Annotated in this window: 13 protein-coding genes; 9 read left to right on the top strand and 4 right to left on the bottom strand. The window is 31.0% G+C overall.

The features are described 5' to 3' along the window. Nucleotides 1–164: 164 nt before the first annotated feature. From IEW40_RS06865 to IEW40_RS06875, 3 genes are all read left to right on the top strand, one after another. Nucleotides 165–1,163, top strand: a complete 999-nt coding sequence (locus tag IEW40_RS06865; protein WP_188617328.1) for an aminodeoxychorismate synthase component I — start codon at nt 165–167, stop codon at nt 1,161–1,163. After that, on the top strand, nt 1,147–1,773 hold the full coding sequence (locus tag IEW40_RS06870; RefSeq protein WP_188617329.1) for an aminotransferase class IV: 627 nt from the start codon (nt 1,147–1,149) through the stop codon (nt 1,771–1,773). The genes IEW40_RS06865 and IEW40_RS06870 overlap by 17 nt, the downstream gene beginning before the upstream one ends. 70 nt (nt 1,774–1,843) lie before the next feature. After that, nucleotides 1,844–2,419 carry a hypothetical protein gene (locus IEW40_RS06875; RefSeq protein ID WP_188617330.1) on the top strand — a complete coding sequence of 192 codons (576 nt, stop codon included), beginning with the start codon at nt 1,844–1,846 and terminating at the stop codon, nt 2,417–2,419. A gap of 46 nt (nt 2,420–2,465) precedes the next feature. On the opposite strand, the gene menD is transcribed toward IEW40_RS06875, so the two are convergent. After that, a complete protein-coding gene (gene menD, locus IEW40_RS06880) occupies nt 2,466–4,133 on the bottom strand; it encodes a 2-succinyl-5-enolpyruvyl-6-hydroxy-3-cyclohexene-1-carboxylic-acid synthase (RefSeq protein ID WP_188617331.1) in 1,668 nt (555 codons plus the stop codon). Nucleotides 4,134–4,344: 211 nt separating this feature from the next. On the opposite strand from menD, the gene IEW40_RS06885 reads away from it, so the two are divergent. Together IEW40_RS06885 and IEW40_RS06890 are read left to right on the top strand one after the other, a co-directional pair. Further along, on the top strand, nt 4,345–5,361 hold the full coding sequence (locus IEW40_RS06885) for a right-handed parallel beta-helix repeat-containing protein (protein ID WP_188617332.1): 1,017 nt from the start codon (nt 4,345–4,347) through the stop codon (nt 5,359–5,361). A gap of 51 nt (nt 5,362–5,412) precedes the next feature. After that, on the top strand, nt 5,413–6,825 hold the full coding sequence (locus IEW40_RS06890) for a T9SS type A sorting domain-containing protein (RefSeq protein WP_188617333.1): 1,413 nt from the start codon (nt 5,413–5,415) through the stop codon (nt 6,823–6,825). Between the two features lie 31 nt (nt 6,826–6,856). Here the strand turns inward: IEW40_RS06890 and IEW40_RS06895 are convergent, their stop codons facing one another. Both IEW40_RS06895 and IEW40_RS06900 read right to left on the bottom strand, forming a co-directional pair. After that, nucleotides 6,857–7,900 (bottom strand): PA0069 family radical SAM protein, encoded by a 1,044-nt coding sequence (locus IEW40_RS06895; protein WP_188617334.1) that lies wholly within the window; start codon nt 7,898–7,900, stop codon nt 6,857–6,859. A gap of 194 nt (nt 7,901–8,094) precedes the next feature. Beyond that, entirely contained in the window at nt 8,095–8,391 is a 297-nt protein-coding gene (locus tag IEW40_RS06900) for a hypothetical protein (RefSeq protein WP_188617512.1), read from the bottom strand. A gap of 287 nt (nt 8,392–8,678) precedes the next feature. Here IEW40_RS06900 and IEW40_RS06905 point away from each other — a divergent pair, with 287 nt between their 5' ends. From IEW40_RS06905 to IEW40_RS06920, 4 genes are read left to right on the top strand one after another with little or no spacing between them, the layout of a single operon-like run. Next, a complete protein-coding gene (locus IEW40_RS06905) occupies nt 8,679–10,499 on the top strand; it encodes a KAP family P-loop NTPase fold protein (RefSeq protein WP_188617335.1) in 1,821 nt (606 codons plus the stop codon). 3 nt (nt 10,500–10,502) lie between these two features. Further along, nucleotides 10,503–11,327, top strand: coding sequence for a Qat anti-phage system associated protein QatB (locus tag IEW40_RS06910; protein ID WP_188617336.1), 825 nt, complete (start codon nt 10,503–10,505; stop codon nt 11,325–11,327). Continuing rightward, complete coding sequence (qatC, locus tag IEW40_RS06915; RefSeq protein ID WP_188617337.1) at nt 11,324–12,622, top strand: Qat anti-phage system QueC-like protein QatC; 1,299 nt, start codon at nt 11,324–11,326, stop codon at nt 12,620–12,622. The genes IEW40_RS06910 and qatC overlap by 4 nt, the downstream gene beginning before the upstream one ends. Further along, nucleotides 12,615–13,346, top strand: a complete 732-nt coding sequence (locus IEW40_RS06920; protein WP_188617338.1) for a TatD family hydrolase — start codon at nt 12,615–12,617, stop codon at nt 13,344–13,346. The genes qatC and IEW40_RS06920 overlap by 8 nt, the downstream gene beginning before the upstream one ends. Nucleotides 13,347–13,399: 53 nt before the next feature. Here IEW40_RS06920 and IEW40_RS14160 read toward each other — a convergent pair whose 3' ends face one another. Further along, nucleotides 13,400–13,555 carry a DUF3871 family protein gene (locus tag IEW40_RS14160; protein WP_229663403.1) on the bottom strand — a complete coding sequence of 52 codons (156 nt, stop codon included), beginning with the start codon at nt 13,553–13,555 and terminating at the stop codon, nt 13,400–13,402. Nucleotides 13,556–13,572: the final 17 nt, after the last annotated feature.

Consider the following 13,572-nt stretch of genomic DNA (forward strand, 5'->3'; position numbering starts at 1 on the left):
CGTTTTTTTAAATTAAATCCATAGAAACTAATGTTTTAAGGAAAAATTAACGTATAAATTAGGTTTTGATTTTTTTAGCGCTATTTTGGATGGGGTTTCATCATAAAAAATCATTTTTCAAGAAATAAAAACGAAAATCATTTTTCAAAAATGTAAATTTGCGTATGCTAAACATCAACCATCAAAAATTCAAAGAGCTAGACCAACTTTCTCAACAGAAAGTGCCTTTCTTTTTTATCATAGATTTTTTGATGGAAAACGTGTTGATTTTCAATCAAAAAGACCTATCAGAAAAAAAGATTTTGGTAGACTTTCCTCATTTCAAAAATATGGAAAAACAAAACTTTATACCCAAAGAAATTCTTTGGAAAGCCTTACCTCAGTCTAAAGAAGAATACAAAAAAGGCTTCGATATCGTTCAGGAACATCTGAAACGTGGAGATTCTTATTTGGTCAATTTTACCTGCGAAACGCCTGTGGAAACCAACCTTAGCTTAGAAGAAATTTTTTACCACTCAAAAGCCAAGTATAAAGTATTGATTCCTAATCAACTCACTTTCTTCTCTCCCGAGACTTTTGTGGAAATTTTAGACCAAAAAATATATACTCATCCCATGAAGGGAACCATAGATGCGGCTAAGGAAAATGCCAAAGAACTCCTAAAAAATGATGTTAAAGAAAAAGCAGAACATTATACAGTGGTCGATTTGCTGAGAAATGACCTGAGCATGATTGCTGATGAGGTGCATCTAGATGAGTTCCAGAGGATTGATTTTCTGAAAACAAGAAACAAAAACCTCTATGCAATGAGCTCTGAAATTTCAGGAAATGTAAAACCTGAATTCCAAGGCAAGGTCGGAAGTTTGCTCCAGAAAATTTTACCAGCTGGTTCTATCTTAGGAGCTCCAAAGCCAAAGACGCTTGAAATTATTTTAGAGTCCGAAAAACACCAAAGAGGATTTTATACAGGAATTGCTGGGTATTTCGATGGGAAAAATCTAGATTCTTGTGTGATGATTAGATACATAGAAAACAAAAATTCATTATATTTGAAGGAGAAACCAAATTGGGTGTTCAAAAGTGGAGGTGGTATCACCCACCTCAGCAGATTAGAAGACGAATACCAAGAAATGAAAAATAAAATTTATGTCCCGATTCATTGAAAGCATCAAAATAGAAGACCAAGAAGTTTTTTTATTAAACCTTCATCAAAAACGTGTGAATGACACCTTTGCCCATTTCGGGGTACAAGGCTCTATCGATTTAGAAAAGATTGTAAAAGACCTAGAAATAGATGAAGATGGCTTTTTCAAACTTAGAATTGTTTATGATTTAAATAAAAATTATAAAACCCAATTAATTCCTTATGCCATTGCAGAAATTAATAATTTCCAATTGGTAGAGAATAACACCTATGATTATGCTTTTAAATTCGAGGATAGAAAAGAGTTTGAAAGAATGAAAACCAAAGCCAAGACAGAGGAAATCATCATCGTGAAAAACAACTGCATTACAGATACTTCATATACCAATTTACTTTTTCTAAAAGGGGAAACTTGGTACACACCAACAACTTACCTGCTAAATGGAGTAATGCGCCAACATCTTTTGGCAACTAAAAAAATTAAAGAAACAGAAATTACACTCCAAAATATCAAAGAATTCTCTCATTTTCAAATGATTAACTCGATGAATGATTTTGATGACATGTTCATCTATCCTATCCAAAGAATTGTAAACCTACCAGAAAGCAGAGAGTATCTAGGAATTTAATTCTGAGGTTTTTAACACAATTTGACATTCTGCAGGAATTTAAATGAATTTTTTTAAAATAATATTATTGATGTCTATACTTTCTACTCTCTGGAATTGTGGCCAAAATAAAAATGATTCCTTAAAGGAGATTACAGAAATAACCAATAAAGAAGACGATTTTGCTGATGTTTCTTTAAATATTTTAAGTAAAACTCATGATGAAAATTATACGTCTTTTGTAGCAAAAAGGATGTGTAATCAAAAGGTCGTTGGACTTGAAGTGTTGCTAGCTAATGATATTGAGCCGGGCGTAATTAATGGTCAAATTTCTCAAAATGGATTCAGAAAGAATGGTTTAATATTGAAATCCATAGGAAAAGAAAGCGATGAATTTTTATCAGCTCTCAGTAAACTTTATTCTTTAAATACTAAAAATAAATTCAAGAAAAATGAGATCTCAGCGACCGTTTTTTCACTTAATTCTGAAAAATTAAATAGTAACAATTCTTCTTACTATAAATTTAAAATATTTTTAAATGATGAAAGTAATGAAGATGATTACGCAGAACTTTACATAAATCTCAATTTTCAAAATCAAAAGTTAGAGATTTTTGAAAAAGATAATGAGTATAGAAAAGCAATAATAAAAGCATTATCTGAATAAATTTTTCATTCAGTTTAAGAAAAATCAAAAATCTGCAAGAGAATTTCTACTTCAAAGCATTGAAATAATTCTTCAAAACATCGGCGTTTTGAATTTCAGAAGTGTTAATTTCTAAAATCTTAGGCTTTTCATCTGCTTTAAAGAAATTATCCAAGGTTCTTAGAAGAGTGTCTTCCTCATCTACTTTGAAATAACTAAATCCAAAATGCTTCGCCAAATGCTCACACGTTTTATGATGTTGGGTGGCAATAAATTCATCTACGGCATTCGTATTACTAGGGCCAGGGATAATCCTAAAAATATTCCCCTCACCGTTATTGATGACAATAATTCTTGTGTATGGCGGTATGTATTGGTTCCAAAGACCATTAATGTCATATAGAAAACTCAACTCTCCGGTCACAAAAACCACTGGACTAGCACTCATCATCGCGTATCCCATTGCAGTAGAGGTGCAACCATCAATGCCGCTGGTGCCTCGGTTGCAAAAAATCTGATGGCTCTTAGAATATGGAAACAATTCTACATATCTTATAGCAGATGAATTAGAAATATGAACATGGTAGTTTTCAGGAATTTTTTGCTCTAACAACTCGAAGATTTTAAAATCTGAAAACGGACTAGAAGAACAAAAATCATCATGCTTTTGGTCTCTCTTATCTCTCAAAATGTCCCAAAGATTGTAATATGCCTGTGGCTCTAATCGAGAGTGATGAAGCAACTGACTGAAAAAAACCTCGGGCCTTGTGTTAATCTTTTCACTCAATGCAAAATAAGTATCTGGAAACCATTGCTCATCTATATGCCAATGCTGTGCAGGTCTGGCTTTTCTTAAAAATTCTTTTACTTTCTTAGAAACTACATTTTGACCAATGGTAATCAATAAATCGGGTGCATACGTCCTAAAATCTTCTTCATTAAAATTAAAAACATATCGGTCGATATGATTAAAAAACTTCTCGTGGTAGAGATTAGAATTGGCCTCGGTTAATACCACCACCGAATGGTTTTTTACAAATTGTGACAAAAGAGTTTCTAACTCAGGGTTTTTATACAATGTTCCCGCTAAAATCAATATCCTTTTAGACTGATTAAATGCGGAAATAAGACCTGATGGAATTTCATATTTTTTATCATTCGTCACCTTTTCTATCTCAGGAAAAATAGGCATCTCATACACCAATTGATACAGAGGTTCAGTAAGTGGGATGTTAATGTGCACCGGACCTTGCTTCTCTATACAAAGTTCTACTGCAGTCTTAATGATTTTAAAGTTTTCTTCTTCAGAATTCTCAGCCTCATCTTCTAAAAGTTCAAAATCTCCAAAAGAATGTTGAGAAAATAAATTCTTTTGGCGAATGGTCTGTCCATCAAAAATATCTACATAGTCTCTTGGGCGATCTGCAGTGAGAATCAACAAAGGAACGTTTTGATAAAAAGCTTCCGTCACAGCAGGATAATAATTAACAGCTGCAGAACCAGAGGTACATGAGATAGCAACAGGCTTTTTTAGAGATTTAGCCATTCCCATAGCAGTAAAAGCGGCACTCCTCTCATCTACGATACTGAAACACTCAAAACTGTCTAAATCTGAAAAATGGATGGCCAGAGGAGCATTCCTAGAACCTGGTGAAATCACCATTTTGTCGATGCCGTATTGTTGTAAAATATGTCCTAATATCTGTATAGTGCGTTTTGCCGAGAATTGTTTCATCTTTAAAATTTGAACTACAAAAATACATAAAGATTGTCTTATAAATAAATCTTAAACTAATAAAATATTCGGCAATAATCTTTTTAAAAATATGATAAATATCATATCTCATAAATCTGCAAGTCACTGAAAATCAGCATAACTTTAATAATGTTAAACAAATATGCAATGCATATATTGTTAATATTGGTAAAACTTAAATTTAAACGCAATGAAAAAAACTTTATTTTTTTGGATGATGTGTTTGGGAATAGGTTTCATGTATTCTCAACCAAGAGTTTCTCTAGAACATAATGGTACTACCACCATTTTTGTAGGCAATAGTGCTTTAGTAAGTGCTTATAACGCTGCAGCAGACGGAGATTTCATTTATTTACCAGGAGGAACATTTGAAGTTCCGAGTTTTGATAAAAAAGTTACCATAATTGGTGCTGGTGTTTTCCCGAATGCAACTACAACAACAGGTAAAACTTTTTTGAATGGTGTTATTACGTTTTTTGATAATGCAGATGGTTTATCATTAGAAGGCGTAGAAGTTACAGGTTCTCTTAATTTTGCTTACAATCTCTCAATTAATAATGTGGTGATCAAAAGATGCGTGATTAATGGAGATGTTAATTTTAGTGGCAATTTACTTAATGCAACTAATTTTTCATTTATTGAAAATGTATTACGAGGAAGTCTAAATTTACCAAATCTAGAAACAGGCTTGTTTTCTAACAATATCATTCAAGGTGTAGTAAGAGATTCTAGCGGAAATATGTTTCAAAATAACATTTTCTTACATAATGACTGTGGATATTATGGAAATGTGGCTCTAATTACTGGAAGTAATAATACTTTTCAAAATAATATTTTCAATAGACAATGTGATAATTTCGTGGGAGGAACAGGAAATAGATTTTTAAAAAATATCTTTGTGATGACTGCAAGTTCTTTTGGTACTACACCTACATTAACAGGAAATTATATGAATGTAAGTTATCCTACAGTTTTTTTTAATCAAACTGGAGTTTCTTTCGAGTATGAACAAGATTATCATTTACAAACTCCCGCTACTTATTTAGGTGTGGACGGAAGCGAAGTTGGCGTTTTTGGCGGACAGTTTCCTTTCAAAATTCAATTAATTCCTGAAAACCCTCACATTTCTGTTAAAAACATAAATCCTACCACCAATTCTAGCGGAGAATTGCAAATAGAAATAAAAGCTGAAGCTCAAAATTATTAGAATCAAATAGATTTCATTATCAATTTATTAAAATTTGAAATCATGAAAAAAATGATTTTTTCAATAATGATTCTATTCTCTTTTTTGAGTTTTATTAATGCTCAAATTAATGGATATGAATATTGGTTTGATAAAGATGTAGGAAACAAAGTTTCTTATACATTATCTTCTCCTTCTGATAACGTTATTGTAAATCAAAATATCCCAACAAATAGTTTGGTAAAAGGTATACATCAATTAAATTTCAGAAGCTGGGATGTTAACAATAAATTTTCTGGAATATTAACTGAATTTTTTTACAAAACTTCTAATAATGCCTCCGTAAATAAAAATATTGTGGCTTATCAATATTGGATGGATAATCAATTTCAAAGTGCTGTTTTAGAAAATGTAACCCCTCAAAATATATTGAATATCAATAAGATAATTAATGTAAATCTCTTGCAAGATGGGCTTCATGTTTTTAATATTAGATTTAAAGATGATGTGGGAAATTGGGGCTCTGTTACTTCAGATTTTTTCTATAAAACGAATAGTATTTCTACAATAAATAGAAAAATGGTAGCTTACCAATTCTGGACAGATAATAACTTTGCAACTGCTACCACCAAAAACGTTTCTGCAACTGAAATTTTGAATGTTAACCAGCTAATTAATGTAAATTCTCTAGTAGAAGGTTTGCATGTTTTTAATATCAGATTCAAAGATGATTATGGTTTTTGGAGCAGCATCACTTCAGATTTTTTCTATAAGACATCTAATAATCCTCTTATTAATAAGAAAATTGTAGCATTTCAATATTGGTTAGATAAAGATTTTCTAACAGCAATTACCGAAAATACTTCTCCTAATGCCATTTTAGATGTAATTAAAACAATTAATTATAATACGATAAATGAAGGACTTCACCTCTTTAATGTAAGATTTAAAGATGATGCAGGAAACTGGAGCGCCATTACTACAGATTTCTTTATTAAAAAAACAGGAGTAATTACACCGAAAAACATCGTTCAGTATGAATATTGGTTTAATGAAGATTACACTCACGTAATAAAGACAGACATTTCGCCTTCTTCTACATTTAATTTGAACACGATTATTCTTCCACAAAATCTTACAACTAAAAATAATATCCTCAATATCAGATTCAAAGATGATTCTGGAGAATGGAGTAGTATTATTTCTGAACCTTTTGAAGATATAACTTTGGCAACGGTAGATAATACCCTTAAAAATGTAGAGTTTTATCCTAATCCTTTTGAAGAAAATCTCAACATTAATTTAGGTAAAAACTACCACGAAGTTACCGTAGAAATTTATGATTTTTCTGGTAAATTAGCTTATCAACAAAAATTCAATAACAAAGATTTGCTGCAACTTCACTTGAGGCTTAACTCTGGAGTTTACCAATTGATTTTGAAAGCTGATGAGAAAATCACTTCTAGAAAAATTCTGAGAAGATAATCACAAGCGAGGTTTTTACCTCGCTTTTTTATTAAAACAACTTCAATTGTTGCGTTCTACTCCCCGTGAAATGTGCAGTAGAAAGTTCTGCCATTTTTCTGTCTTTGAAATACTTATTTCTGCCAATTTCTATGGTTTTATGTATCATTTCGGCAATGTTTCCTTCGCCTTTGTAACGTTCAAAATATCTTTTTTCGCCCAGTTTACCGCCACGCATTTGCTTGATTAAACTAAGTACTTTGTCTTTTCTATCAGGAAAACTCTTCTCTAACCAATCTACAAAAATAGGCTCTACCGCATCATTCAATCTAATTAAGGTGTAACCAAACCAATCAACTCCTGATTCTGAAATTTCCTGAATAATTTTTAACGTCTCATCACTATTTAGCCCTGGAATGATAGGCGCAATCATGGCACCAGTAGGAATGTTGTTTTCTTTCAAAATTTTCAATGCTTCTAATTTTTTTAAACTCGATGAAGTTCTGGGCTCCATTTTTCGGCGCAATTCTTCATTCATGGTAGGTAAGCTCAAAGCGACAGAAATTAAATTCAATTCGTTCATCTGGATAAATAAATCCAAATCTCTCATCAACAAAGCATTTTTAGACAGAATCGCTACAGGATGTCGGTAAGCCAAACACACTTCTAAGATTTTTCTAGTGATTTCTAATGTTCTCTCTACAGGTTGATAGCAATCGGTGTTTCCTGAAAGCATAATGGTTTTAGGAACGTAATTCCTTTTTTGAAAAAATTTTTCTAATAATTCTGGTGCGTTTTTTTTGACCATAATCTTTCTTTCGAAATCTATCCCTGCAGAAAATCCCCAATATTCATGTGTAGGCCTTGCATAACAATAAGAACAACCGTGTTCACAACCTTGATACGGATTCAGAGAATACTCCATCGGCAAATCTGGACTTTTCACTGCGTTGACTATCGTTTTAGGGAAAACGTCTATAATTTGGGTGCTGCTCTTCTCCATCTCCCAATCTTCAGGCTCATAAGAATAACGCTCGAATCTGTTCTTCACGTTTCGCTGCGCACCTTGTCCTTTGATGGGATTTTGTGAATTCATGGGGTAAAAATCTTGATTTTCAAAAGTAGAACTTTAGAACTTACAGTTATTAGAAAGAAGTGGTGAGTTTTCCACAAAATAGAGGATGCTGAAAAACAAGCCTTTTTACTAAAATTTGAAGTGAAAATCATTTGTTTTCAAAAATCTAAAAATTCTAAAGTTTCGAAATGAATACAAAACAAAAAACCACCACATTACTGTGATGGTTTTGGCGCCTTTTTTGCTGTTGCATAGAAATTTACAGTTTTTTGGCTTTTAACCATTTCTATACCTCCTTGAACTTCTAAAACATAGAAGGAAGTTCCGTCTTCTTTTTGTCTTTCTTTGTAGTTGATAATTGTTACCATTGGTTTGAGTTTTTGAGTTAGAACAATACCACCAGGAATCAGAATGTTTTCTGTAAGAATATTGCAACTATCACCTTGAATGTAAATACCGCCGAAAATTTTTCTAAATACCTTAAAAGGTGACGGGGAGTTTCCCCAATTCAATGATGGGTGGGGGTGTTTTGGAGGGGCGATTGCGTTAGAATAATTGGGGTGTGAAATTTTTTTTCAAAAAAATAAGTAATGTACATCACTATAATATTTACTTAAGTAAACTATCCCAAGGCGTTTTCTTCGAATAAAAACTAAAAATGAAAATGTTTTTTTATACAAAATTTTTAAAAAAAAGATTGTAAATTTAAAATCGGAATAAAATTTTTATTAAATATTAGGATTTCCCGTAAAAGTAATATCAATAAAAATTTTAAATTACATTTAAAAATTAAAATTCTATGTGGAAAGACAGTGAAACTTATCTTGATTTATTGAACTTTGATTATTTAGTTGAAGTTACAAAAGACATAATTGAAAATGAAGACTTGTCTCCCTGTACTATTGGTGTCTATGGAGATTGGGGTAGTGGAAAGTCTAGTTTGGTTGAAATGATTCTAAAATCATATGAATGCAATGAAGATTTCTTATGTATAAAGTTTAATGGATGGTTGTTTGAAGATTATGAAGATGCCAAAACAGCTTTGCTAGGTACAATTATAGATAAAATTAAAGAAAAGAGAACTCTTACTGTAAAAGCTGAAGCTGGTGTAAAGAAGCTATTAAAAAATATAAACTATCTTGACTTAGTAAGTAAAGGATTAAAGTACGGAGTAGATTTCATGCTAACAGGTGGACTAGGAACTATTGCAGATATTACACTAAATCAAGTTGCTTCTAAATTAAAATCTGCAGGTCAGGAAGTCAATGATGAGGAAATAAAAAAAGTTCTTGAAGGTACTTTTTCAAAGGAAGAAGTGAGAAAAAATCTTAGAGAGTTTCAAAGGGATTTTGAAGAACTACTTAAAGAAACTAAAATTAAAAAACTAGTTGTTTTTATAGATGAACTTGACAGGTGTAACCATGATACAATTCTAGAAACTTTAGAAGCAATAAGATTGTTCTTGTTTACAAAGGGAACTTCTTTTATAATTGGTGCAGATGAAAGACAAGTAATGTATGCTGTAGGAAAAAGATTCCCAGAAGTTAAAGGAAACCATTTAGATATTGGTAAAGAGTATCTTGAGAAAATGATACAATATCCAATAAAAATACCTCAGTTGGGTATTTACGAGATGGACTTTTATATTACATCATTATTTCTTCAAGAAACTTTCAAAAAAGAATATGCTGAAATAATAGAATTTCTTAAAGAAGAAAGAGAGCAAAACTTCATTAAGTTCGAGATTACTTATGATTTAATAAAAGATAAGTTCGAAGATATTGATGAGGATAAATTAAAAGATGTACTATCAGTCTCAAAACAACTTTCATCAGTACTATCTAACAGGCTTAATGGGAATCCAAGACACTGTAAAAGATTCCTAAACGCCTTATCAATGAGAATGAAAATGTCTAAGTTTAAAAACATAAACTTAGACAAGAAGGTTTTAGCCAAATTAATGCTAATAGAATATTTTAAGGATGATGTATTTAAGAAAATAGGGGAACTTCAAGCTAATGAAAATGGGAAGCCTGAAGAAATTAAATTAATAGAAGAAAACAAATGGGATGAAGTAGAAGCTTTGAAGCTTTGGAAAGATGATTTTTGGCTAAGTAATTGGATTAACTCTGAACCAAAATTATCAGATATTGATTTGCAAAACTACTTTTATTTCACAAGAGAAAGCTTACAAACTACTTTCTTTAAATCTTCTTACTCTCTTAGCTTAGAAGCAGAAAATATCTTAAAAGGTTTGCAAGCAGGCTCTGATACTTTAAGAAATGAAGCCATTAAAAAATCAAAAACTATAAGTGAATTTGAATCTTCAGAGATTCTAAAAACACTTTTTGTTTCAATAGAATCATCAACTGAGATTGATTCAAACTTATTAAAGTCATTTCTTGAATGGGGTGAAGCTAATGAAAATCTACATTCTGATACTTTAGTGAAATTGTCAACTTTACCTGCAAAAGCTATTAAGTTCACTTTCATACCTAATATTGTTGAGTTTGGAAAAGCTACGGGGAAGCTCGAGGATATTAAAGAACTAACAGATAAATGGGGAAAAGAAAACACAAGATTAAAAAGAACAATTGAGCAGGAACTAAAACAAAAATAAACTATGGGAACATCAAGTATGTATGGAGGATATTCCGATGGAGGATCACAAAATAATCCTTTAATACCACCAGATTTTGAAGATAATGATCAGGAAGATAATAATTCACAAAGTCAAAATGAAGACTCTGAACAAGATTTAGAGGATAATAGGGCAGAACAACAAGAAGGACAAACCGTTGAATGGAGTAATGCAAAAACTTTCATGTCAAATTTAGCTTCAGGGAGATCCTCAAATATTAAGGGAGCTGTTTCAAAATATGTAAAAGCATATGGAGGTGCTAAATCTGCTTCAAAAAATGCGGTAGGAGGAATTAAAACAACTATTAATCTTGGAAATTTTGTAAAAAGTATTTCAGAGCAAGGACTGAAAGAAACTCTTGATGAATACAAGATAAACTATAGGGATAAGAGCACAAAAGAAATTCTAAATGAACTAGTAAACATTTTAGCTCCTTCCCCTAATACAAAAGAAGATGCTATTTCAAGAAAGGCTTTGATACTTACAATGGAAGTGTTATATAAACTTATAGAAAAAGAAAACTTAGAGGTAGAAGTCATTGAAAAATTAGATGTAAATATCATAATTCCAACTTATATAGAAGTTTATATTTATCAGAAGCTAATAAATGATTTAGGTTCAAGAATTGAAAGTAATTCTAAAAGTGCAGCAGATGCGGTAGCTATAGAAAAGGATATAAAAGAATATATTCATAATAAGATAGAAATTGTCTTTAAAGGTAAAGAGATTAAAGATTATAAATTCTCTACAAAAGAAATACTAAGCCTTTATAACCAATGTTACACCGTAATAGAAGATTTATTATGAAAGAATTTATATTTAAACTAAATACTGATGATGCATTCACAGTAACCTCAGCAGTTGAAATAGATTTAACTTCAAAAGCAGACTATAATCATACTTTTTTTAAATTATTAAGACCTTTATATCGTATGCCAAGCTTCTTTCAAAATGAGGCATTAGATTTATGGTATATCTCCTTAATTGTGTATTATATTGATAGGAAGGTATTAAGGAAAGGAACATTTGATAATTGGACTAGAGAAGTAAAACTTTACATTCCTGTATTAGAAGTTGATAAATGGAATGAAAACAAGGACTTACTTATAGAAATGATTTCTTACTTAAGTGGTGATATTTGGGATTTTGAGTTTAGAAAAAGAGAGTTAAATGGAAAAGAGACTAAAATATCTGAAAATATTGCTAGAAGTTACATCTCAACCAAGTATGCTCCTGACTGCTTCTGTATGTTGTCAGGAGGACTAGACTCATTTATTGGTGCAATAGATTTACTAAAAGAAAACAAAAACATCGCATTTATTGGGCATTATGGAAGAGGAAAAGGAGTAAAGCCTTTCCAAGATAAGGTCATCTCATTGTTGAAAGATAAATTTGAATTACAAGATGGACAATTCTTTAATTTTAATGCAACACCAATTGGAGGAGTTGAGGATACAACTAGGACACGGTCATTTATGTTTTTTATGCATGCTATTATTTTAGCATCTTGCATGAATAAAGAAGTTGATTTATATATTCCTGAAAATGGATTAATATCTTTAAATATACCTCTTACCAATTCTAGACTTGGAAGTAGTAGTACTAGAACAACACATCCTTATTATTTAAAGATGTTTCAGGAACTATTAGTAAAACTTGGTGTAAAAGTAACTTTAAAAAATCCATATCAGTTTTTAACTAAAGGAGAGATGCTATTAAATTGTAAAGAGCCAGATTTTATTAAAGAACATTACAAAGAGACTATGTCATGCTCACATCCAGATCAAGTTAGATGGGTAAAAGGTAGTTCTGAACCTAAACATTGCGGGACATGTTTGCCATGCACTATTAGAAGAGCTTCTGTTTTAAGGGCATTCGAGACTGATACTACATCATATGAAGATGCTGATTATAAAAATGGGAAAGCTAACATCGAGCTCAGGTCTTATAAGATTGGACTTTTAGATTATGCTAGAAGTGATAATAGTTTATTTACAATTCAAATGTCTGGAAAAATAGATGAGAAAATAGATGAGTATGAAGATTTATATAATAGGGGGATGGAAGAATTAGCTACTTTTATAAATACGAAAAATGACTAATTTTTTATTTGATACTCACGCTCATTTAGATTTGTCAACTAATTTTTATGAGGAAGTTAATAGTATTGAAAAACTAAAAATATACACAATAGCTGTAACAAATCTTCCTCCTCTTTACATTAGGTTTAAAAGTAGGATTGAATCAAAATATATAAAACCCGCTTTAGGATTTCACCCTGAACTTATTGAGAAATACCAAAAGTATATACCTCAAATGTGGAACCTATTAGATGAAGCAAAATATATTGGAGAGGTTGGTTTGGATTATAAGGTTGCAATTAATTCAAAAGCAATTCAATTAAGTTTTTTTGAATCACTTATCCATAAATGTAATGATTTAGGAGGGAAAGTATTAACAATACATAGTAGAAATAGCGTTGATGATGTTTTGTCTATTATAGGAAGTAAGTTCAATAGTAAGTTCATATTGCATTGGTACTCAGGTAATTTAAAAAATATAGATATAGCAGTTGCTAATGGAGCCTACTTTTCTATTAATAATGCAATGTTCAATTCTAATAATGGTTTAAAGATAATCAATCAGATCCCAACTGACAGGCTTCTTTTAGAGTCTGATTATCCTTTTGTAATCAATAAAGACAAAACTCCTTTCAGAGTTACTGATATTAATGAGACTGTTAGTAATTTAGCAAAACTAAAAGATAAGGACTATGATGATATGTTAGGACTTTTAAATATTAATCTTAGAAAAATACTATCATAAAGCTATTTTAGATAAATATATTAAAAAAAGCCCTGCATTAAACAGGGCTATTCCTAACTCAAAAACCAATGATAACCAGAATTACCACTGAGAGTTTTTTGAATACCCTTTGTAAACTCAAAAGCATTCAAATTCCTGTCTAGGAAAGTATCTGTATAACTGCTTTTATTGGCTTGTGTAAATAGGTTGAAAACATCCCAAAGATTTATCCTTCCATCTTGTTGTC

The organism is Cloacibacterium rupense (genome assembly GCF_014645495.1).
GTDB classification, from domain to species: Bacteria; Bacteroidota; Bacteroidia; order Flavobacteriales; family Weeksellaceae; genus Cloacibacterium; species Cloacibacterium rupense.

Bases quoted from the DNA above. Each gene is read 5' to 3' on its own strand.
- IEW40_RS06865 (WP_188617328.1), top strand. From the start codon at position 165: ATGCTAAACATCAACCATCAAAAATTCAAAGAGCTAGACCAACTTTCT.
- IEW40_RS06870 (WP_188617329.1), top strand. From the start codon at position 1,147: ATGTCCCGATTCATTGAAAGCATCAAAATAGAAGACCAAGAAGTTTTT.
- IEW40_RS06875 (WP_188617330.1), top strand. From the start codon at position 1,844: ATGTCTATACTTTCTACTCTCTGGAATTGTGGCCAAAATAAAAATGAT.
- menD (WP_188617331.1), bottom strand. From the start codon at position 4,133: ATGAAACAATTCTCGGCAAAACGCACTATACAGATATTAGGACATATT.
- IEW40_RS06885 (WP_188617332.1), top strand. From the start codon at position 4,345: ATGAAAAAAACTTTATTTTTTTGGATGATGTGTTTGGGAATAGGTTTC.
- IEW40_RS06890 (WP_188617333.1), top strand. From the start codon at position 5,413: ATGATTTTTTCAATAATGATTCTATTCTCTTTTTTGAGTTTTATTAAT.
- IEW40_RS06895 (WP_188617334.1), bottom strand. From the start codon at position 7,900: ATGAATTCACAAAATCCCATCAAAGGACAAGGTGCGCAGCGAAACGTG.
- IEW40_RS06905 (WP_188617335.1), top strand. From the start codon at position 8,679: ATGTGGAAAGACAGTGAAACTTATCTTGATTTATTGAACTTTGATTAT.
- IEW40_RS06910 (WP_188617336.1), top strand. From the start codon at position 10,503: ATGGGAACATCAAGTATGTATGGAGGATATTCCGATGGAGGATCACAA.
- qatC (WP_188617337.1), top strand. From the start codon at position 11,324: ATGAAAGAATTTATATTTAAACTAAATACTGATGATGCATTCACAGTA.
- IEW40_RS06920 (WP_188617338.1), top strand. From the start codon at position 12,615: ATGACTAATTTTTTATTTGATACTCACGCTCATTTAGATTTGTCAACT.